The organism is Oceanobacillus senegalensis (genome assembly GCF_900176885.1).
Classification (GTDB): Bacteria; Bacillota; Bacilli; order Bacillales; family Amphibacillaceae; genus Oceanobacillus; species Oceanobacillus senegalensis.
In genome coordinates, this window is sequence record NZ_LT839648.1 from 3,960,647 (window position 1) to 3,980,006 (window position 19,360).

The window sequence follows — 19,360 nt, forward strand, 5'->3', positions numbered from 1 at the left end:
AAAAGGGTAGGAAAGCTGATAAAAGAGGGTGAGTGCCGATAAAAGGATGGGAAAGCCGATAAAAATGTGGGAGCACCGATAAAAGGGTAGGATCGCCGATAAATGATAAGGAGTGCCGATAAAACAGGGTGATGGCCGATAAAGTAGGGGCCCCGCTGCTACCCCGATAAGAAACAAAGGGTACCCCCGTTAAGCAAAACAATAATAATGAAACAAACGTTTGATTTATTCTATCCTTATGAGCTATGCGACAGACCGCGCAGAAAAGAGCCCTCCCCTTACCAACCAAGCCGTCCATCTTTACAGACTTTTCAACTTCCCTTCACAGGAATTTAACAATAAATCGCTATACTGAAGTTAAATAAGCTTTCCAATGAGAGGAGACTTTTATGAAAATCCGAGGAATTGCGCATAGAGGTTATTCTGCAAAATATCCAGAAAATACGATATCCGCGTTTCAGGCTGCGATTGATTTAGGGTTTACCCACATGGAGCTTGATGTCCACTTAAGCAAAGATGGCATTCCTGTTGTCATGCATGATGCCTTGATTGATAGAATGACAAATGGAGTAGGGGAAATCCGTGATTTGACGTTAAAAGAGTTGAAACAGTTTGCCATCCATCCAAATGAAAAAATCCCGAGTTTAGAAGAAGTGTTACATATAGCGAAAGATACAATCATCGTTTCCATCGAATTAAAAAATACCGATTTATATGACAACCTGGAGGAAAAGGTGTATGAAGTGATTCAAAGAATGGATATGATGGATCAGGTTTACATTATCTCTTTCCATTTCAAGGCCTTGGCTAAACTAAGGAGCATGTCGTCTGAAGTAAAAATTGGACCATTAGTAAATAAGGTAAGGCGTTCCCATTTTCGTTTGCTAAAAGATCTCGACGCAAAGTATTTTGCGATTCGCCACACTGCGATCAAAGAAAAGCATGTTAAAAAATGCGAAGAACTCGGTGTCCAAGTTATTGCCTGGACGGTGAATGAAGTGGATCAAATGGAGCGGATGACGATGCAGTTTCCTTCTGTACTGATTACCACGGATGAATTGGAAAGGTTTCAAGCCAAAAAGTGTCTGATGGAAGATTCATTTGAGCAGGTTGGGATATAGATGGTTATCCGTTAAAAACGGAATGACTTGTGTTGGTATATTTCCCAACTTCATTTTATAGAATAAGATTATTAAATATGTTGCCCACCCCTAAAGAGTTTGCCACGAGCTCTTTAGGGTTTTTTATAAAATATGGTAACTTTTGAACTGCCCACATCGGAGATATGCACGCTAGTTTTATACAATCAAGCGCGTAAGAAGCGTCGCTATTAACCTAGTTTAACGCTTTTTAACAATTTGATTACTATGCGAGAATCTAATTGCTTTTTAAAAAATAATGGATTATAATTCATATGAGATAAAAGGATACGAGCCTTATTTTAAAAAAAGAGATGTAACATTTTGATTTTCATAACGTCTAAGATTAGTAGAAAGATAGGAAACGTGAATAATTTGTAGCTAAATAGGGGGATACAAATGGAATTCATCGTCGCATTGGTGATTACATTTATGGCAACATTGGTAATCACGCCTTTTGTGATAAAATTTGCTATTAAAGTGGGAGCAGTTGATAAACCAAATAATCGAAAAGTACATACCAAATTAATGCCTAGATTGGGCGGATTGGCCATTTATAGTGGATTTCTGATTGGAGTTCTTGCCTTTTTTCCAGATGTATTAAAATATTGGCCCGTTCTAGTCGGTGGTCTCATTATTGTGATAACTGGGATTATTGATGATATGAAAGAGCTTTCTGCTAAAATGAAGCTCGGGGGTCAACTATTAGCTGCATTGATTACAGTTCTTGGTGGAATAAAAATTGAATTCATTACACTACCAGCCGGTAATATTGTGGAATTTGGATATTTTGCCATACCACTAACGATTCTATGGATTGTTGCAATTACCAATGCTATTAATCTAATAGATGGTTTAGATGGCTTAGCTGCAGGTGTATCCTCCATTGTTTTGCTAACATTTTCGGGGCTAGCGATTTCGATGGGGAATCCAACAGTAGCTTTACTAGGCTTTATGATGCTAGGAAGTACACTAGGATTTCTAAAATATAATTTTAACCCTGCGAAAATTTTTATGGGTGACACAGGATCCTTATTTTTAGGATATATGATTAGTTCACTAGCAGTAATGGGGCTATTTAAAAATGTTGCGGTCTTCTCCTTGATTGTTCCGATTATTATTTTAGGAGTTCCGATCCTAGATACGACATTTGCAATCATTCGCCGTATCATTAACAAAAAGCCTATTTCTGCACCAGATAAATTTCATTTGCATCACTGCTTGATTAACCTTGGCTTCAGTCACCGCCAAACGGTAATTATGATTTATGCGATGAGTGCTATCTTCAGTATTGCAGCCATTGTATTTACAAAAGCAACCATATGGGGCGCAACCATTACATTAATCGGATTACTGATTCTTATCGAACTAGTCGTTGAGGTCACAGGATTAATCAGTCATAAATACCGTCCACTACTGAGCCTAATGGATGGACAAAAACAAGAAACGAAATAATAAAACGATAAAAGTCAAATCTCTTTACTAGAAGTAAAGGATTTGGCTTTTTTTGATGGAGAAAGGGAATGCTGATATATTGTGAGAATTGCTGATAAATAGGGAGGAAAGCTGATAAACTAGTAGGAGTGCCGATAACCGGAAAGGAAAGCTGATAAAACAGGATAAGTGCCGATAACCGGAAAGGAAAGCCGATAAAACAGGATGAGTGCTGATAAACTAGTAGGAAAGCCGATAAATTAGGGTGAGTGCCGATAAACCAGTAGGAAAGCCGATAAAACAGGATGAGTGCTGATAAACTAGTAGGAAAGCCGATAAATTGGAAGGAGTGCTGATAAACTCGTAGGAAAGCCGATAAAACAGGAAGAGCACCGATAAACTGGTAGGAGTGCTGATAAAACAGGGTAAGTGCCGATAACCGGAAAGGAAAGCCGATAAAACAGGGTGAGCGCCGATAACCGGAAAGGGAAGCTGATAAAACAGGATGAGTGCCGATAACTGGAAAGGAAAGCCGATAAAACAGGAAGAGCGCCGATAACCAAGTAGGAAAGCTGATAAAACAGGGTGAGTGCCGATAAACTAGTAGGAGTGCTGATAAATCAGGGTGAGCGCCGATAACCAAGTAGGAAAGCCGATAAAACAGGGTGAGCGCCGATAACTGGAAAGGAAAGCCGATAAAACAGGATGAGTGCTGATAAACTAGTAGGAAAGCTGATAACAAAGGAAGAGGTTGATAAAATCACGGTACCCTGTGCGACAATAGATGCGTCCTACTGGCACTTGGAAAAAGCCGATGAGATTTGCTTAAGGTGGTGGTGTTATGAGATTGGAATCTGATACAAGGGACTCCTATATTGAATTAGAATTGGTTGAGGTGGTTTCAGACAGTGTAAGAGCGATGAACTCTGTTAAGAGTAAAGGGTTTTCAGGTCAAAATGACAATGTTTGGTTTGGAATGAGTGAATTAAATGAATTTGTACATTCATTGAAAAAGATTGATGAAAGATTAAAAGGTTCAGTTTGTATAAAATCAATCGATATGGGTGAGTTTATCTTGAATTTGCAAAGCATGGATTCATTAGGACATTTCCTTTTATCATTTGAGTTATCAAAAAGAACATATATAAGAGGGATTGCTCAGACTCACCGCATTTCGGGTGGCTTCGAAGTGGATCATACGTTTATGAAGAAAGTAGAAAAAATGTTTTTAGAGCAACTACGTTCATTTGGTAAATAAGCGAAGGGGTCTTGGTTTAACTAGGAAATCCTAAAACAGAACCGATTCATTTGGACCAACCATCTGGAGGAACACGTGAGATGATGGGTACCACAACGTGCCTAACCCTCCTGTCACACCCTATACATTGTCACGTTTTTATATACTATGATAAAATATAGATTATTATGGTGAATGTATGCGTTTAATTATGTGATAAAGGAGCAAACATGATGAAGGTAAAAAAGGCAATTATTCCAGCGGCAGGGTTGGGTACTCGTTTTTTGCCTGCAACGAAGGCACAGCCGAAAGAAATGCTGCCGATTGTTGATAAACCAACGATTCAATACATAGTGGAGGAAGCGGTTGCTTCCGGAATAGAGGATATTATTGTTGTATCCGGTAGAGGAAAACGTGCCATTGAGGATCATTTTGATATTTCCTATGAATTAGAGGAAACGTTAGCGAAAAAAGGGAAAACCGAGCAGCTAAAAGAGGTTCGGGCGATTTCGGAATTGGCGAATATTCATTACATCCGCCAGAAGGAGCCTAAAGGACTGGGACATGCTATCTCGGTGGCTAGCCGTTTTATTGGCAATGAGCCATTTGCGGTGCTTCTAGGAGATGATATTGTACAGTCGGAAGAACCTTGTTTAAAACAACTAATTGATGTTTTTGAACAGCAACAGACCTCTGTGGTTGGTGTGCAGGAAGTGCCAGATGAGCAGGTTTCAAGCTATGGGGTAATTGACCCGGACACGACAAATGAATTTGGACCGAAGACAACTGGCGTACATGCGTTGATTGAAAAGCCATCCATTGAGAATGCACCATCTAATCTGGCTATCATGGGAAGATATGTGTTAACGCCAGAAATTTTCCCCATTCTAGAAACATTGGAGCCTGGCAAGGGAAATGAAATCCAGTTGACCGATGCGATTGAAAAGCTGAAAGAGCAGCAGCAGATTCTTGCATATAATTTTGACGGACATCGCTTTGATATTGGAAATAAATTTGGATTTATCCAAGCAACCATTGACTTTGCACTAGAACGTGATGATATTGGAGATCAATTGCTTGCATATATGGAAGAAGTCCTCAAGGAACACGGCAAGTAAAATGGATGCGAAGTTTATATAATGATTTTTATTCGATATAACCTATACCGTATAAAGAAACAAAAACCACTTCATTTCAAATAAGAAATAAGTGGTTTTTGTTATAGGAAAGAGTCCATCCGACGATGAATAGGAAGTATGGTGGGGATAGAGCGCCGTTTAGGGCAAAAATAGATTGTGTAAAAAATCAATTAATGGGTGGGCAGCCTATTCCAATAAATAAGTAAACACACAAGAATCCGTTTTCTAAATAGGATTTCTTGTGTGTTTCTTTTCGTTTCGGGCAGTTGCATTCCTTAGGACATGCCTTAGTCTTCGCATGAGCACCAAATTATTGCGTTACATTAGTGCATTTGGAAAGGTGCATAAAACAACAATCTTCTATTTCCATACTCTTTACGTAAGTTTTTCTCGATCTCCCATCGGGGGCTGTTCTTCCATCCAGCCGTTCTTAATCATAATTTTCGCTCCCTCATGGGCATATTCGAAAACATCCTTCATAAACGCAGTGGTTTTGGCCGTTAAATCATTTCGTAAACTGAAGGCCGTGCCCAGAGAATTCCCTCCAAGTGCAAAGCTACAAAAGAGACTGGTACAATATATCATCAATTTATCAGAGAACGGAGGAACCGTTGACTGTGTAACATTGCCACCTGATACTGCAGGTACTTGAATGTTATCTTCAAGAAAGACTTCGTGAAGCTCCTTAATGATGCTTTTGGAAATCTCTCCACCTTTGCCAAAATATTTTTTGACTTCAGGTGAATTGGCGACTTGAGCGAAACCGGTAATCAATTGCAATCCCGTTATGTTGGTTTCAATCGCATGGAACATATTCGCAACCTCTACCGTGTTCATGGTTCGCTTATTCGTTAACGGATTAAGCCCTCCTCTTAAATAGGAAGTATCTGTAATAAACTCTACTTTTTTGGGCATAGAAACATAAGGAGGCCGGGCGTGCATTCCCTTTTCAATCAAATATTGTGTACAAACATTGTAATATTTCTGCGTAATCGCAGTAAGGTCTTTAAAAACCATGATAATATCCTCGCGAGATGCCATCGTAATATTTAGGGTATGCAGGGCCATGCCGATTTCCTGTGTTAAGCGTACGAACATGATGTCAAAGCCATTGTCGTATAGTTTAGGTACTCCTTTGTTGACATCCTCGGAAGTAAATCCGACTGGAATGGCAGCTCCTTCATTTTGGAAAATAACGGCTATCTTCTCTACATATGGATCAATTTCATCGTATAAGTCCACCATGATACTTTTTGCTTGAGCGTCATCTGCTTGCTCTATGAAATAATCCAGCATTCGTAAAAGCATTGTTTTCTCTTGATACGTAAGCCATAATGTACCCAGTTCTGATGAAGTGATTGCGGGTTTTTCAGGCATATTATATACCTCCTAGATTGTATTTCCATTGTTTAGTATTTCTTAAACGTTACAAAATATTTATTGGTTATGAAGGGAGAGTTGAAGTTTAGTTGTCTTGTGTTCCATGCACGTTAATTGGATTCTGAATGGAAAAATTTTTTCATCCGCGTCAGTCTCTTCCATCCCTTGTTGATGCCGGTTAAAGGTTCGTTCCATGCACGTATGCGTCTTCATTCCCATGATGAGGCCTCATATAGGTTCATCTCATGCGCATAAGCGTCTTCATCCTCTTACTACAGACATTTACTTTCTATGTTCCTCCATATTTTTGTCTTCATGCCCTAAGTCCATAAGCGATTGATTTGTACATAACAATAATCTATCCCGCTAACCAATCAACAAAACCGACCCAAGAAAGATGAACAACAATCCCATTACTTTTTTGACGGTAATATTCTCATGAAGAAAAAGATACGACAGAATGAACGTCCAAACGTAGGTTAACGATGTTAAGGGATAAACAATCGAATACGGTAATTGGGTTAATACATAAATATTCAGACCCGCACCGATAAGATAGCATGTCCCACCAATAGCAAGATTAGAGAACAGTGTTCGGTTCAGGCTCAACCCATTCGCACTAGCTCTTTTGAAAAACAGGCCACCAAGAGAACCCGCCAATGTAAGGGTGAGAATATAGAAGACATTGCTAATGATCCCCACCCCCTATACAAACCGCCCCAATGATGATCAAGCCGGTTCCTAATAAAATTTTCATCGTTAATGTTTCATCCAGAAAGATGCTTCCAAAAAACAGACCGAACACATATCCCAGACTGAGCAATGGATGAAGGACGGATAAACTTCCAAATCGGAAGGCTACGATCATAAAAACAGCACCGAGCCCATAAAGGAAAAAACCAACGATCAGATATAGATTGATCCCTCCACCGGAAATTTTCCAAAATAGTTGCCCCAATGCCGTGAACAAGGCTGAGGTTACCATCAACAGGATTCCAATTTTATTTTTTTGAAGGGAGCGCGCGATACTATTCATGTTTTCTCATCCACTGTCTGAAAGGTTAAAAAGGAAAAAGGAAGTAACAGAAATGGGACCATGGATAGCGAATATAAGTATCGGAAATCCTGCGCAGGCATGGCTGCAAAAATCGCAAGCGTGTTTAAAAGTACAGGTGTTGCGACAACCCAAGCACGCCATCCATTCTTAAGGGAAGCGGCAAATGTAAGAAGGATGACGGTAAATAAATAGGTTGCCGGTCGCCATATGAGTTCCTTTAACTTCTCTTCCGTCCATACGAGCCATTCATTTAACCGGTGATGAAGCTCTACACTTACTGGTTCCTGTGTGATGCCATACGTATTATGTCGGTAAATCCCTCCTGGCCATAAGTTGGTGTAACCATCCTCTGGCTCATTGATTTGCCAGACAAGAGACGTCTGCTTCAGGGTTGCCTCCACAGCGAGACGTGGATTTTGCATCACAATTTTGAACCAATTGGAAAAATACCGACCGAGGTCCTCGAATATAACATGACGGCCTGCACTGTACGGGCCGGAAAATTTAATAGGGTCAGTAATATAGGGATCATATAATTCTATCCATTTTTCCTTAGGCATGATGCTAAAGTAATAATTTTCTTGTTCTTCGGTTAAATGACCATCATACGTGATGATTCGTGCAATTTGCTGTGTTGGCATTCCTAGTGCTTCATTGGGATCACTCGGTTTCACTTCAAAATAATCATAAACGGGACCACTTACGATAAAATAAAGAACGAGAACTCCTGCTAAGCTTCCTGCAATTTGCTTGAGATAGTTTCGATACGAAAAAAGCAACAAAATCGAAAATAAGATAAACAGAGCAATCCCAGTGCTTCTTAGAAGGAGGATGGCAAGGGACGTAAACCCAAATAAAAATAGGTGACCCCAGCTGTTCAACCATTTCCCCCTTGTTGCGAAAATGGCAAAGGCGATAAGACTTAATAGGAAAATAAACGTGCTATAAAGGATGTCCTTCCAAATAATAATCGAAAAGATTCCATTAATCGGAGAAAGAGCAAAGAGTCCTGCCATCATCCAAGTATAAAGAGGAGGAATGCCAGCCTTCTGCAAACGGTACATCCCATAACCAAACACAAGAGAAAGCGTGACAATTTGCACAAGACCAATGCTTGCCGGCGAATCCCATATATTCGTCAGACCAATCATCAACCAGGTATAAACAACAGATTGCCAGTTACTGAATTCATGGGTCTGCACCTGTCTCCAATGGGAAAACGAATCAGGAGACATTTCCCCAGGGAAAAATGCAAGTAAAAATATACTCCAAACGATTATCGAAGGAATCGCATACCAAATCATCATGCTCCTCGATATCCCCAGGTCCTTAAGCTCCCATTGGATAGAAGAAAGCAAATAAATCAAAACACTGACTCCGATTAATATGGAAAGGAAACTTCCGAGATACACATAAAGTTGGACTATGATATGGTTGTCTAATAAACGTGTCAACGAGCCTTTTAGGCTAAAGAATAATACGATGCTAAAAGGAAGCAAAAAGCTGATGACTTTTCCTTGCCATACAACACTTTTCCAGGAATGAAAATCACGCAGCAGTACCCAATAGAGTGCCCCGAACACAATAAAAACGATGACTATAATGACGAAGGACACCCCGATAATGGATCGAACCAGGGAGATAAAAGCGACTGTACTGAGTATGCTCCATAGGACAAGGATAACGAATCTCTTAAAATTCACTACGTACCCTACCTTTTACACGTTGATTATAAATATGATTCAATTCAAGCTCATATTGCCTTTTATGATTTTCAGCTACCGTATCCAATATTAATCCACAAATAAAAGAAAGAACGGATAAAATAATTAACCCCACCGCAAGAATGGCAGATGGAATTTTAAAAATATAGCCAGTCCATACGAATTCCGCGATAACGGGCATGCCAACAGCTAGCCCAAAAAAAAGAAAAATCAAGGACCAAATACTGAAGAATATCATCGGTTTGTATTCCTTGAATAAGGTAAATATCGTTCCTAGCACCTTCAACCCATCACTTACCGTATTTAACTTGGATTCACTACCCTCCGGTCTATCCCTATATTCAATGGGAATTTCTTTAATAGCCAAACGATTCTCCAAAGCATGAATGGTCATCTCTGTTTCAATTTCAAACCCCGGACTCATGACAGGCATTGATTTGACAAACAAGGAATCAAATGCACGGTAACCTGTCATAATATCCTTGACATCACTCTTATATAAAAAGTTTATACAGCCTTTCACTAAGTTATTTCCAAAATTATGCATCGGCCGTTTATTTTCTTCTGTATATGTACCATTCGATAAACGATCCCCAATAACCATATTCGCCTCGTTATTTTTAATCGGTTCAATTAATTGATGGACAAAATGAGCAGGGTAGGTATCATCGCCATCCACCATGACATAGCAATCCGCTTCAATCTCACGGAACATCGACCGAACCACATTCCCTTTCCCCTGCCGAATTTCCTTTTTCACAACAGCACCATGGGCAGCAGCTACCTCAGATGTACGATCCTTGGAATTATTATCATAAACATAGATAGTTGCTTCCGGAAGTTCCTTTTGAAAATCTTGAATAACCGCACCAACTGTCTGTTCTTCATTATAACAAGGAATAAGAACCGCTATTTGCAATAAAATCACCCCTAACGATTACATTAGATATAAAACTAGTGTGCCCAAAAGTTCGTATTTTATGATGAATAGTTTATGGAAAGGAGGTAAGGTTGGGGGGAGCAGGTGGGAGCGCCGATAAATTGGTGGGAGAGCTGATAAATAGGAGGGAGTGCCGATAAATAGGTGGGAACGCTGATAAATTGGCGTGAGTGCCGATAAGTTGGAGGGAGTGCCGATAAATAGGAGGGAACGCCGATAAGTTAGAAGGAGAGCCGATAAATTAGTGGGAAAGCCGATAAATTAGAAGGAGCGCCGATAAATAGGAGGGAACGCCGATAAACTAGAAGGAGAGCCGATAAATTGTAGGGAACGCCGATAAATTAGAAGGAGAGCCGATAAACTAGAGGGAGAGCCGATAAACTAGAAGGAACGCCGATAAATATGAGGGAACGCTGATAAATTAGAAGGAGAGCCGATAAATATGAGGGAACGCTGATAAATTAGAAGGAGAGCCGATAAATTAGAGGGAACGCTGATAAACTAGAAGGAGTGCCGATAAGTTGTAGGGAACGCCGATAAATTAGAAGGAGTGCCGATAAATAGGAGGGAACGCTGATAAATTAGAAGGAGCGCTAATAAATCACCTACTATTTACAATCCCCCGGTGCATGATAAAAGGGTTTCCTATTTTTACCAAATAGAACCATTTGGGCAATATCCCAAACAATTGTTTTTGATTTAACATAACTTATTTAATATAACAATAAAAAATGATCCATTTTCGGGGACCCCAGTATAGGAGGGCCCTACATAATCGACCAAAAATACAACTCCACGAACATTCGGTAATTTTCGATAATCCATCAGTTTATAAGTGTAGGCGAGGCTAATAACAATATGGAATTTTGCAAAACCATTGGGGAAACTTGGAAATATTAAATGAGCCATTCCTTTAGTATTATGTAACCCCTTTAAAATATGATAGCTACTTGTTTTAGTTATTAGCCGTTACCTTATCATGTAATTTGCTTATTTATCTTTTTTCTTCTCTTTTTAAGAAAGGTTAACCAAGTAGTTTTTAAAGACGCATAAAAGCCAACAGCGGCAGCTCCGTAAAATCCACCCATAAAAATTCCAGCCCATAGATCCCCCCTATGACTGATAAAGATGGATATAATAAACCCTAAGATGGATGCGATAGTAGGGAAATATTGACGAGGTATTGGAAATATCTTAAAAAGTTGCGTTAGGATAACAATTAGCGGTACAGCAATAACTCCATCCCAAAAATTTGTTTGTATAACGGGAAATTCCATATGATAATCTACCCTTTCTCTATATAATGGTTCAGGACCTATAATGTTAGCGTCAATAGGCTACAATAAAGTTTTTCAATTTTTAGCATCCCCATTTTCCCTGTGTTTTATGATTTCTATAAGGTACTACGATAACGTACCAAGGTCCCCTCATAATAGTCGTTTTATATATTAACGAGCAGCCCACCCTTTGGCTATTCCTCGCTGCTACGATACTGAGGTTCCTCCTGTTCCAATTTCTTAAGCCGATTATCAAGAAAATCTGTAATACCTTTAATTTCCCCGACGGCATTGGAATAAATTTGTTTTGTCTTTTCACTTTGCGCCTTAAGAATAAGTTGTTCAAGACTTGCCTGGGCACTTAATAACGTACCCAACGCCTCCCTTACTTGGTTGCCAACTGTCATAATCCATTCCCTTTCTTCATTGTAATTTCCTAAAATGAATAAATGCCACGTAAAAGTCCGCGTATCTCACCCAATCCAACCTTAATCTGGGTTTTGTCTTTTGCATCAACAGCTTCCTTTAGTTTTTCCAATTCAACACTAATTCCTTCATATTCTGCTTCATCACCCATAAGCTGTAACTTCCATTTTTCCTTCGTATATATTTCTGCTAATGTTTTGATCTTATGTTTTGCCTGTTTCCATTCGTTCTGTTCAACCGACTGCTTGATGTCATCCATGGTTTGGTTAAATGTTTCTTCACCTTGACATCCCACCAATAACACACTTATTACGATAAGTATTAAAATTTTCATGGATTTCCCCACTAAAGCAAACACCTCCCGCATGTTTAACCCTATTATGTCCAATAATATAAAAGCATTACATATGAATAGAAAAATGGGGGTTATATACATGCCTGAATTAATCCTAACTTTAATTAGGTCCATGATTTCATTTCTTATTTTGTTGGCTTTGACAAGAATAATGGGGAAAAAACAACTTTCCCAAATGACCTTTTTTGACTACGTAGTGGGGATTACAATCGGTTCCATCGCAGCTGCAATGGCGGTTGATCAAAATATAAAAATTTCTAATGGAATTATGGGGCTACTCGTTTGGGGAATTTTTCCACTATTGTTAGGGATTTGGGGAATAAAATCCATGAAATTCCGCCACTTTACAGACGGAACTCCTTCCATCGTGATTAGCAATGGTAACGTTCAAGAAAGGGAATTAAAAAGAAATCATTTGACGGTTGATGAATTAATGTTGATGTTAAGAGAGAAGAGTGTATTCAAGATTTCTGATGTGGAAATGGCAGTTTTTGAAACAAACGGGCAATTAAGTGTCATGAAAAAGGTTGATCAACAGCCCCTTACACCTAGTCAAATGGGGCTTTCTGTTGAAAAAGAACACAGCCCAACAATCGTGATTGCAGATGGTCAACTATTGAAAAAAGGTCTTTTGAAACGTGGCTATTCGGATAAATGGCTACTCGGTGAGATTATGAAACAGGGGGCGACTCATTTCGAGGATGTTTTTTTGGCGCAAATTGATTCAAAGGGAAATGTTTATGTTGATTTATACAAAGATCAAGTAGTACAGCAACAAATCATACAAAAGCCATTACTTTCAGCCTCACTTAAAAAGGTACAAGCAGACTTAGAGAGCTTCTCCTTACAGACAGAGGACCCCGAGGCAAAAAAATCATACCAGAAACACGCCAATAGTCTTAAAAATACGCTTGATTCATTATTACCTTATCTAAAAGAATAATCCTGCAAGCTTAATTTAAATGTATTCGTTACCCCAAGCAACATTGATTAACAGAGAAACCATAGGCTTTTATGCGTTCAACGCCTTTAGATTGGCACAGGTTCTAAATCATTCAACTAGATTTTTGGTGGAACCTCTTGATAAACAATCTATTTCGGATCAAAACGGCCATCCCTCTTTATCATTTCATAACTTGCTTCAACATTAACGTGTACCCCATTGTTCCCCATTTGCCAATATTTGATGTGAATCACCTTATTTGCTTCGAAAATAGCTAATTACAATTTCCTAAAATGACTATAAAAGCCGGGACCCCATTATATTGTCCAGTATAGTCAACCGATAAATGGAAATCCTAATAGTACTTAAAAAAGGAGGACCGATATTATGGAAAATGAAGATTTCGCAAAGGGTAAACTACCANACGCCGATAAATATGAGGGAACGCTGATAAATTAGAAGGAGAGCCGATAAATATGAGGGAACGCTGATAAATTAGAAGGAGAGCCGATAAATTAGAGGGAACGCTGATAAACTAGAAGGAGTGCCGATAAGTTGTAGGGAACGCCGATAAATTAGAAGGAGTGCCGATAAATAGGAGGGAACGCTGATAAATTAGAAGGAGCGCTAATAAATCACCTACTATTTACAATCCCCCGGTGCATGATAAAAGGGTTTCCTATTTTTACCAAATAGAACCATTTGGGCAATATCCCAAACAATTGTTTTTGATTTAACATAACTTATTTAATATAACAATAAAAAATGATCCATTTTCGGGGACCCCAGTATAGGAGGGCCCTACATAATCGACCAAAAATACAACTCCACGAACATTCGGTAATTTTCGATAATCCATCAGTTTATAAGTGTAGGCGAGGCTAATAACAATATGGAATTTTGCAAAACCATTGGGGAAACTTGGAAATATTAAATGAGCCATTCCTTTAGTATTATGTAACCCCTTTAAAATATGATAGCTACTTGTTTTAGTTATTAGCCGTTACCTTATCATGTAATTTGCTTATTTATCTTTTTTCTTCTCTTTTTAAGAAAGGTTAACCAAGTAGTTTTTAAAGACGCATAAAAGCCAACAGCGGCAGCTCCGTAAAATCCACCCATAAAAATTCCAGCCCATAGATCCCCCCTATGACTGATAAAGATGGATATAATAAACCCTAAGATGGATGCGATAGTAGGGAAATATTGACGAGGTATTGGAAATATCTTAAAAAGTTGCGTTAGGATAACAATTAGCGGTACAGCAATAACTCCATCCCAAAAATTTGTTTGTATAACGGGAAATTCCATATGATAATCTACCCTTTCTCTATATAATGGTTCAGGACCTATAATGTTAGCGTCAATAGGCTACAATAAAGTTTTTCAATTTTTAGCATCCCCATTTTCCCTGTGTTTTATGATTTCTATAAGGTACTACGATAACGTACCAAGGTCCCCTCATAATAGTCGTTTTATATATTAACGAGCAGCCCACCCTTTGGCTATTCCTCGCTGCTACGATACTGAGGTTCCTCCTGTTCCAATTTCTTAAGCCGATTATCAAGAAAATCTGTAATACCTTTAATTTCCCCGACGGCATTGGAATAAATTTGTTTTGTCTTTTCACTTTGCGCCTTAAGAATAAGTTGTTCAAGACTTGCCTGGGCACTTAATAACGTACCCAACGCCTCCCTTACTTGGTTGCCAACTGTCATAATCCATTCCCTTTCTTCATTGTAATTTCCTAAAATGAATAAATGCCACGTAAAAGTCCGCGTATCTCACCCAATCCAACCTTAATCTGGGTTTTGTCTTTTGCATCAACAGCTTCCTTTAGTTTTTCCAATTCAACACTAATTCCTTCATATTCTGCTTCATCACCCATAAGCTGTAACTTCCATTTTTCCTTCGTATATATTTCTGCTAATGTTTTGATCTTATGTTTTGCCTGTTTCCATTCGTTCTGTTCAACCGACTGCTTGATGTCATCCATGGTTTGGTTAAATGTTTCTTCACCTTGACATCCCACCAATAACACACTTATTACGATAAGTATTAAAATTTTCATGGATTTCCCCACTAAAGCAAACACCTCCCGCATGTTTAACCCTATTATGTCCAATAATATAAAAGCATTACATATGAATAGAAAAATGGGGGTTATATACATGCCTGAATTAATCCTAACTTTAATTAGGTCCATGATTTCATTTCTTATTTTGTTGGCTTTGACAAGAATAATGGGGAAAAAACAACTTTCCCAAATGACCTTTTTTGACTACGTAGTGGGGATTACAATCGGTTCCATCGCAGCTGCAATGGCGGTTGATCAAAATATAAAAATTTCTAATGGAATTATGGGGCTACTCGTTTGGGGAATTTTTCCACTATTGTTAGGGATTTGGGGAATAAAATCCATGAAATTCCGCCACTTTACAGACGGAACTCCTTCCATCGTGATTAGCAATGGTAACGTTCAAGAAAGGGAATTAAAAAGAAATCATTTGACGGTTGATGAATTAATGTTGATGTTAAGAGAGAAGAGTGTATTCAAGATTTCTGATGTGGAAATGGCAGTTTTTGAAACAAACGGGCAATTAAGTGTCATGAAAAAGGTTGATCAACAGCCCCTTACACCTAGTCAAATGGGGCTTTCTGTTGAAAAAGAACACAGCCCAACAATCGTGATTGCAGATGGTCAACTATTGAAAAAAGGTCTTTTGAAACGTGGCTATTCGGATAAATGGCTACTCGGTGAGATTATGAAACAGGGGGCGACTCATTTCGAGGATGTTTTTTTGGCGCAAATTGATTCAAAGGGAAATGTTTATGTTGATTTATACAAAGATCAAGTAGTACAGCAACAAATCATACAAAAGCCATTACTTTCAGCCTCACTTAAAAAGGTACAAGCAGACTTAGAGAGCTTCTCCTTACAGACAGAGGACCCCGAGGCAAAAAAATCATACCAGAAACACGCCAATAGTCTTAAAAATACGCTTGATTCATTATTACCTTATCTAAAAGAATAATCCTGCAAGCTTAATTTAAATGTATTCGTTACCCCAAGCAACATTGATTAACAGAGAAACCATAGGCTTTTATGCGTTCAACGCCTTTAGATTGGCACAGGTTCTAAATCATTCAACTAGATTTTTGGTGGAACCTCTTGATAAACAATCTATTTCGGATCAAAACGGCCATCCCTCTTTATCATTTCATAACTTGCTTCAACATTAACGTGTACCCCATTGTTCCCCATTTGCCAATATTTGATGTGAATCACCTTATTTGCTTCGAAAATAGCTAATTACAATTTCCTAAAATGACTATAAAAGCCGGGACCCCATTATATTGTCCAGTATAGTCAACCGATAAATGGAAATCCTAATAGTACTTAAAAAAGGAGGACCGATATTATGGAAAATGAAGATTTCGCAAAGGGTAAACTACCAAAGTCAACGGAATCCTATTGGAGAGATTCCACCGAATTGCCAACGTTCCCCAAATTGGAGAAGGACGCTCATGTTGATGTTGTTATTGTAGGAGGTGGTATTACTGGGATAACATCCGCCTATCTTCTGGTAAATAAAGGATTAAAGGTTGCAATTTTGGAGGCGGACAGGGTACTAAATGGTACAACAGGGCATACAACGGCAAAGATTACTGCTCAGCATGATTTAATTTATGATGAGTTGATTACTAACATGGGAAAAAGCGAGGCAAGATTGTATTACGAGGCTAATATAGGGGCCTTAAACTTTATGAAGAAAACGATCGATGAACTTCAAATTGATTGTGACTTTAAAAAACAAGATGCATACATATATGCAACCACGGAGGAATATGAGCAAAAAATAAAAAAGGAAGCCGATGCATATGAAAAGCTTGGAATCGATGGAAAGTTGGTTGATACCGTTCCATTGGATATAGATGTTAGAAATGCATTGGTTATGAGAAATCAAGCACAGTTTCATCCACTTAAATACCTAAAACGCCTTATCCAACATATTACGGATAAAGGAGGGCAGATTTTTGAGAATACGACCGCGGTGAATGTTGAAACAGATAATCAACCAACAGTCCTTACGCATGAAGGGGGCCGTGTTACAGCGGACTATGTCCTAGCCTGTTCACATTTTCCTTTTTACGAGGGAGTTGGACTCTATTCCACAAGAATGTATGCGGACCGGTCCTACGTGCTTGCGGCAAAAACTGATAAAAAGCTTCCGGATGGACTCTTTATAAGCGCGGATAGACCAAATCGTTCCCTAAGATCCGTAACAATCAATGGGGAGGAAATGGTACTTATCGTTGGGGAAAGTCATAAAACCGGACAGGGAACAGATACCATGAAACATTATGAAGCCTTAGAGAGCTTCGGTGAACAGGTTTTGGGAATTGAGGAAATTGCCTACAGATGGTCAGCGCAAGATTTAACCACACTGGATAAGGTTCCTTACATTGGAGAAATTACATCGGGGCAGCCAAACATATTAATTGCCACCGGTTACAGAAAATGGGGGATGTCCAATGGAACTGCTGCCGCCCTTCTCCTTAGCGATATGGTTATGGGCAAAAAAAACAACTTTCAAAATCTGTATGCACCATCCAGATTTTACGCAACACCAAGTCTAAAGAACTTTTTTGTTCAAAACATGGATGTTGCGAAGCATTTAATTAAGGGGAAACTCCAAATAAGCGATATAGACCCCAAAACATTATCCAACGACGAGGGGGCTATCATTACTGTAAAAGGAGAAAGAAAGGGTGCGTACAGGGATACGGAAGGGGAACTACATATTGTAGATACAACTTGTACCCACGTTGGATGCGAAGTGGAATGGAATAGTGGTGACCGAACTTGGGATTGCCCATGCCATGGATCAAGATTTTCATATACTGGTGATGTCGTTGAGGGTCCAGCTGAAAAGCCATTACAGCAATATGACTATAAGATGATTGACAATATTACATCAGAAGACTCGGGTTACTAATGTTAAAAATGCTACGGTGGAATAGATACCGTAGCATTTTTGCTGTTTTTTTGCTAGACGGTGCATTAACAATTAAAAAGCAAATAGAATTGTCGGATAATCAAATGTACAAAAGAAAGATTTTTAATGATGGTTGTTCTTCGTTGTGTAAAAGAACATTTTAATTGCATTTGATGTTCTTCTAATCAGTTAACAACGGTAAAACCCCCTAAGTGGTACAGGTACAATGGGGATAGGCATTATGCCGTTAAATGGTATAGGGTAATACCTTGTAGCGAATCCTGGTGATCTGTAGGGATGATATCCTCCACATGTTTGTAATCCATAAGTTCCAAGCGCCAAAGGCATACGGGTATACCAATCAGGATAAATGGCGGTTCCTATATATCCACCAGAAAACATGCTTGGACTTCCCCCTCTGTTATATTCGCTCGAGTCCTCAACTTCTACCGGTTCACCAGAAATGCGATTGTCATTTGGTAAACCGTGTTTCGCCATCCCTGTGTCAGGCATTATAGATGGACTGCCTACTTCCTCTGACACGGATTCATTAGCTAAATCGTCCTGGGGCTGTGGCGAAAATGCTTCCTCAATTTCTGAAGGTCCATCAGCAGTGCGATCATCATTTGGTAAACCGTATTCCTCCATTCCTGTGTTAGGCATTATAGATGGACTGCCTACTTCCTCCGACACGGATTCATTAGCTAAATCGTCCTGGGGCTGTGGCGAAAATGCTTCCTCAATTTCCGAAGGTCCATCAGCAGTGCGATCATCATTTGGTATATCGGATTCCTCCATTCCTGTGTCAGGCATTATAGGGGGATTATTTGATGCTAACATTCCAAAACCATACTCTTTTTGGCGCCAAAAATACTCATGGGGAAAATAATCGTTATAATACAAGCTTATCTACTCCTTATATATAGGTTAAATGCCTTATTATAATATTTCTATTATATTAGGAATGACTGGGCACTGGTATCATTCAAACTAATTTAAATGCAACAAATTTGTACAATAAATAGCCCTTAAAGTTGTGGGAGAGCTGATAAATACGTGGGAGAGCTGATAAATACGTGGGAGAGCCGATAAATACGTGGGAGAGCCGATAAATCGGCAGGAGCGCCGATAAATCGGCAGGAGAGCCGATAAACCAGAGGGAGAGCCGATAAACCAGAAGGAGCGCCGATAAACAGGAAGGAAAGCCGATAAACGAGAAGGAGAGCCGATAAACCAGAAGGAGAGCCGATAAACCAGAAGGAGAGCCGATAAACCAGAGGGAGAGCCGATAAACCGGAAGGAGAGCCGA

21 protein-coding genes are annotated in these 19,360 nt (G+C 39.1%); 7 read left to right on the forward strand and 14 right to left on the reverse strand.

Annotated elements, in window-relative coordinates; translation table 11 throughout:
- Window positions 1-389: 389 nt before the first annotated feature.
- Window positions 390-1,121 (forward strand): glycerophosphodiester phosphodiesterase, encoded by a 732-nt coding sequence (locus CAO17_RS19130; protein ID WP_085994087.1) that lies wholly within the window; start codon window positions 390-392, stop codon window positions 1,119-1,121.
- A 417-nt stretch (window positions 1,122-1,538) separates the two neighbouring features.
- A complete protein-coding gene (locus CAO17_RS19135; RefSeq protein WP_085994089.1) occupies window positions 1,539-2,594 on the forward strand; it encodes a glycosyltransferase family 4 protein in 1,056 nt (351 codons plus the stop codon).
- Here the strand turns inward: CAO17_RS19135 and CAO17_RS21485 are convergent.
- Window positions 2,533-3,315, reverse strand: a complete 783-nt coding sequence (locus tag CAO17_RS21485) for a hypothetical protein (RefSeq protein ID WP_218775579.1) — start codon at window positions 3,313-3,315, stop codon at window positions 2,533-2,535. The two genes, CAO17_RS19135 and CAO17_RS21485, sit on opposite strands and share 62 nt — an antisense overlap.
- Before the next feature lie 99 nt (window positions 3,316-3,414).
- Here CAO17_RS21485 and CAO17_RS19140 point away from each other — a divergent pair, with 99 nt between their 5' ends.
- Entirely contained in the window at window positions 3,415-3,831 is a 417-nt protein-coding gene (locus tag CAO17_RS19140) for a hypothetical protein (protein ID WP_085994090.1), read from the forward strand.
- Window positions 3,832-4,043: 212 nt separating this feature from the next.
- Window positions 4,044-4,928: a UTP--glucose-1-phosphate uridylyltransferase GalU gene (galU, locus tag CAO17_RS19145; protein WP_085994091.1), complete on the forward strand. Its 885-nt coding sequence runs from the start codon at window positions 4,044-4,046 to the stop codon at window positions 4,926-4,928.
- 396 nt (window positions 4,929-5,324) lie between these two features.
- Here the strand turns inward: galU and CAO17_RS19150 are convergent, their stop codons facing one another.
- The 8 genes from CAO17_RS19150 to CAO17_RS19185 all read right to left on the reverse strand — a co-directional run bounded on the left by CAO17_RS19150 (window position 5,325) and on the right by CAO17_RS19185 (window position 12,099).
- On the reverse strand, window positions 5,325-6,326 hold the full coding sequence (locus CAO17_RS19150; RefSeq protein WP_085994092.1) for a DUF3231 family protein: 1,002 nt from the start codon (window positions 6,324-6,326) through the stop codon (window positions 5,325-5,327).
- Window positions 6,327-6,695: 369 nt separating this feature from the next.
- Window positions 6,696-7,031: an EamA family transporter gene (locus CAO17_RS19155; protein ID WP_085994093.1), complete on the reverse strand. Its 336-nt coding sequence runs from the start codon at window positions 7,029-7,031 to the stop codon at window positions 6,696-6,698.
- Window positions 7,018-7,365, reverse strand: a complete 348-nt coding sequence (locus CAO17_RS19160) for an EamA family transporter (protein ID WP_085994094.1) — start codon at window positions 7,363-7,365, stop codon at window positions 7,018-7,020. Before CAO17_RS19160 ends, CAO17_RS19155 begins: the two co-directional genes overlap by 14 nt.
- A complete protein-coding gene (locus tag CAO17_RS19165) occupies window positions 7,362-8,693 on the reverse strand; it encodes a DUF6020 family protein (RefSeq protein WP_143833784.1) in 1,332 nt (443 codons plus the stop codon). The genes CAO17_RS19160 and CAO17_RS19165 overlap by 4 nt, the downstream gene beginning before the upstream one ends.
- Before the next feature lie 385 nt (window positions 8,694-9,078).
- Window positions 9,079-10,029, reverse strand: a complete 951-nt coding sequence (locus CAO17_RS19170; protein WP_085994096.1) for a glycosyltransferase family 2 protein — start codon at window positions 10,027-10,029, stop codon at window positions 9,079-9,081.
- A gap of 998 nt (window positions 10,030-11,027) precedes the next feature.
- Window positions 11,028-11,327, reverse strand: coding sequence for a hypothetical protein (locus tag CAO17_RS19175; RefSeq protein WP_085994097.1), 300 nt, complete (start codon window positions 11,325-11,327; stop codon window positions 11,028-11,030).
- A 194-nt stretch (window positions 11,328-11,521) separates the two neighbouring features.
- Window positions 11,522-11,734 carry a DUF1657 domain-containing protein gene (locus CAO17_RS19180; RefSeq protein ID WP_085994098.1) on the reverse strand — a complete coding sequence of 71 codons (213 nt, stop codon included), beginning with the start codon at window positions 11,732-11,734 and terminating at the stop codon, window positions 11,522-11,524.
- 29 nt (window positions 11,735-11,763) lie between these two features.
- The gene (locus tag CAO17_RS19185) at window positions 11,764-12,099 is read right to left on the reverse strand and encodes a DUF4363 family protein (protein ID WP_179151990.1); all 336 of its coding nucleotides are present in this window, start codon (window positions 12,097-12,099) and stop codon (window positions 11,764-11,766) included.
- Between the two features lie 88 nt (window positions 12,100-12,187).
- On the opposite strand from CAO17_RS19185, the gene CAO17_RS19190 reads away from it, so the two are divergent.
- Window positions 12,188-13,051: a DUF421 domain-containing protein gene (locus CAO17_RS19190; protein WP_085994100.1), complete on the forward strand. Its 864-nt coding sequence runs from the start codon at window positions 12,188-12,190 to the stop codon at window positions 13,049-13,051.
- A 1,011-nt stretch (window positions 13,052-14,062) separates the two neighbouring features.
- Here the strand turns inward: CAO17_RS19190 and CAO17_RS19195 are convergent.
- The 3 genes from CAO17_RS19195 to CAO17_RS19205 form a co-directional block, all read right to left on the reverse strand.
- Window positions 14,063-14,362, reverse strand: coding sequence for a hypothetical protein (locus CAO17_RS19195; RefSeq protein WP_085994097.1), 300 nt, complete (start codon window positions 14,360-14,362; stop codon window positions 14,063-14,065).
- 194 nt (window positions 14,363-14,556) lie between these two features.
- Window positions 14,557-14,769 carry a DUF1657 domain-containing protein gene (locus tag CAO17_RS19200; protein WP_085994098.1) on the reverse strand — a complete coding sequence of 71 codons (213 nt, stop codon included), beginning with the start codon at window positions 14,767-14,769 and terminating at the stop codon, window positions 14,557-14,559.
- Between the two features lie 29 nt (window positions 14,770-14,798).
- The gene (locus CAO17_RS19205) at window positions 14,799-15,134 is read right to left on the reverse strand and encodes a DUF4363 family protein (RefSeq protein WP_179151990.1); all 336 of its coding nucleotides are present in this window, start codon (window positions 15,132-15,134) and stop codon (window positions 14,799-14,801) included.
- 88 nt (window positions 15,135-15,222) lie between these two features.
- Here CAO17_RS19205 and CAO17_RS19210 point away from each other — a divergent pair, with 88 nt between their 5' ends.
- A complete protein-coding gene (locus tag CAO17_RS19210) occupies window positions 15,223-16,086 on the forward strand; it encodes a DUF421 domain-containing protein (protein WP_085994100.1) in 864 nt (287 codons plus the stop codon).
- A gap of 387 nt (window positions 16,087-16,473) precedes the next feature.
- Window positions 16,474-18,051 (forward strand): FAD-dependent oxidoreductase, encoded by a 1,578-nt coding sequence (locus tag CAO17_RS19215; protein ID WP_085994101.1) that lies wholly within the window; start codon window positions 16,474-16,476, stop codon window positions 18,049-18,051.
- A 189-nt stretch (window positions 18,052-18,240) separates the two neighbouring features.
- Here the strand turns inward: CAO17_RS19215 and CAO17_RS19220 are convergent, their stop codons facing one another.
- Window positions 18,241-18,954 (reverse strand): hypothetical protein, encoded by a 714-nt coding sequence (locus CAO17_RS19220; RefSeq protein WP_085994102.1) that lies wholly within the window; start codon window positions 18,952-18,954, stop codon window positions 18,241-18,243.
- 82 nt (window positions 18,955-19,036) lie between these two features.
- Window positions 19,037-19,360: hypothetical protein (locus tag CAO17_RS21490; RefSeq protein ID WP_218775580.1), on the reverse strand; the 324-nt coding region annotated here is incomplete at its 5' end.

What these genes read in the sequence shown, in the direction of transcription:
- CAO17_RS19200 (WP_085994098.1), bottom strand. Translation starts at nt 14,769, where the DNA reads ATGACAGTTGGCAACCAAGTAAGGGAGGCGTTGGGTACGTTATTAAGT.
- CAO17_RS19160 (WP_085994094.1), bottom strand. Translation starts at nt 7,365, where the DNA reads ATGAATAGTATCGCGCGCTCCCTTCAAAAAAATAAAATTGGAATCCTG.
- CAO17_RS19210 (WP_085994100.1), top strand. Translation starts at nt 15,223, where the DNA reads ATGCCTGAATTAATCCTAACTTTAATTAGGTCCATGATTTCATTTCTT.
- CAO17_RS19130 (WP_085994087.1), top strand. Translation starts at nt 390, where the DNA reads ATGAAAATCCGAGGAATTGCGCATAGAGGTTATTCTGCAAAATATCCA.
- CAO17_RS19140 (WP_085994090.1), top strand. Translation starts at nt 3,415, where the DNA reads ATGAGATTGGAATCTGATACAAGGGACTCCTATATTGAATTAGAATTG.
- CAO17_RS19215 (WP_085994101.1), top strand. Translation starts at nt 16,474, where the DNA reads ATGGAAAATGAAGATTTCGCAAAGGGTAAACTACCAAAGTCAACGGAA.
- CAO17_RS19195 (WP_085994097.1), bottom strand. Translation starts at nt 14,362, where the DNA reads ATGGAATTTCCCGTTATACAAACAAATTTTTGGGATGGAGTTATTGCT.
- CAO17_RS19180 (WP_085994098.1), bottom strand. Translation starts at nt 11,734, where the DNA reads ATGACAGTTGGCAACCAAGTAAGGGAGGCGTTGGGTACGTTATTAAGT.
- CAO17_RS19135 (WP_085994089.1), top strand. Translation starts at nt 1,539, where the DNA reads ATGGAATTCATCGTCGCATTGGTGATTACATTTATGGCAACATTGGTA.
- CAO17_RS19165 (WP_143833784.1), bottom strand. Translation starts at nt 8,693, where the DNA reads ATGATGATTTGGTATGCGATTCCTTCGATAATCGTTTGGAGTATATTT.
- CAO17_RS19190 (WP_085994100.1), top strand. Translation starts at nt 12,188, where the DNA reads ATGCCTGAATTAATCCTAACTTTAATTAGGTCCATGATTTCATTTCTT.
- CAO17_RS19175 (WP_085994097.1), bottom strand. Translation starts at nt 11,327, where the DNA reads ATGGAATTTCCCGTTATACAAACAAATTTTTGGGATGGAGTTATTGCT.
- galU (WP_085994091.1), top strand. Translation starts at nt 4,044, where the DNA reads ATGAAGGTAAAAAAGGCAATTATTCCAGCGGCAGGGTTGGGTACTCGT.
- CAO17_RS19150 (WP_085994092.1), bottom strand. Translation starts at nt 6,326, where the DNA reads ATGCCTGAAAAACCCGCAATCACTTCATCAGAACTGGGTACATTATGG.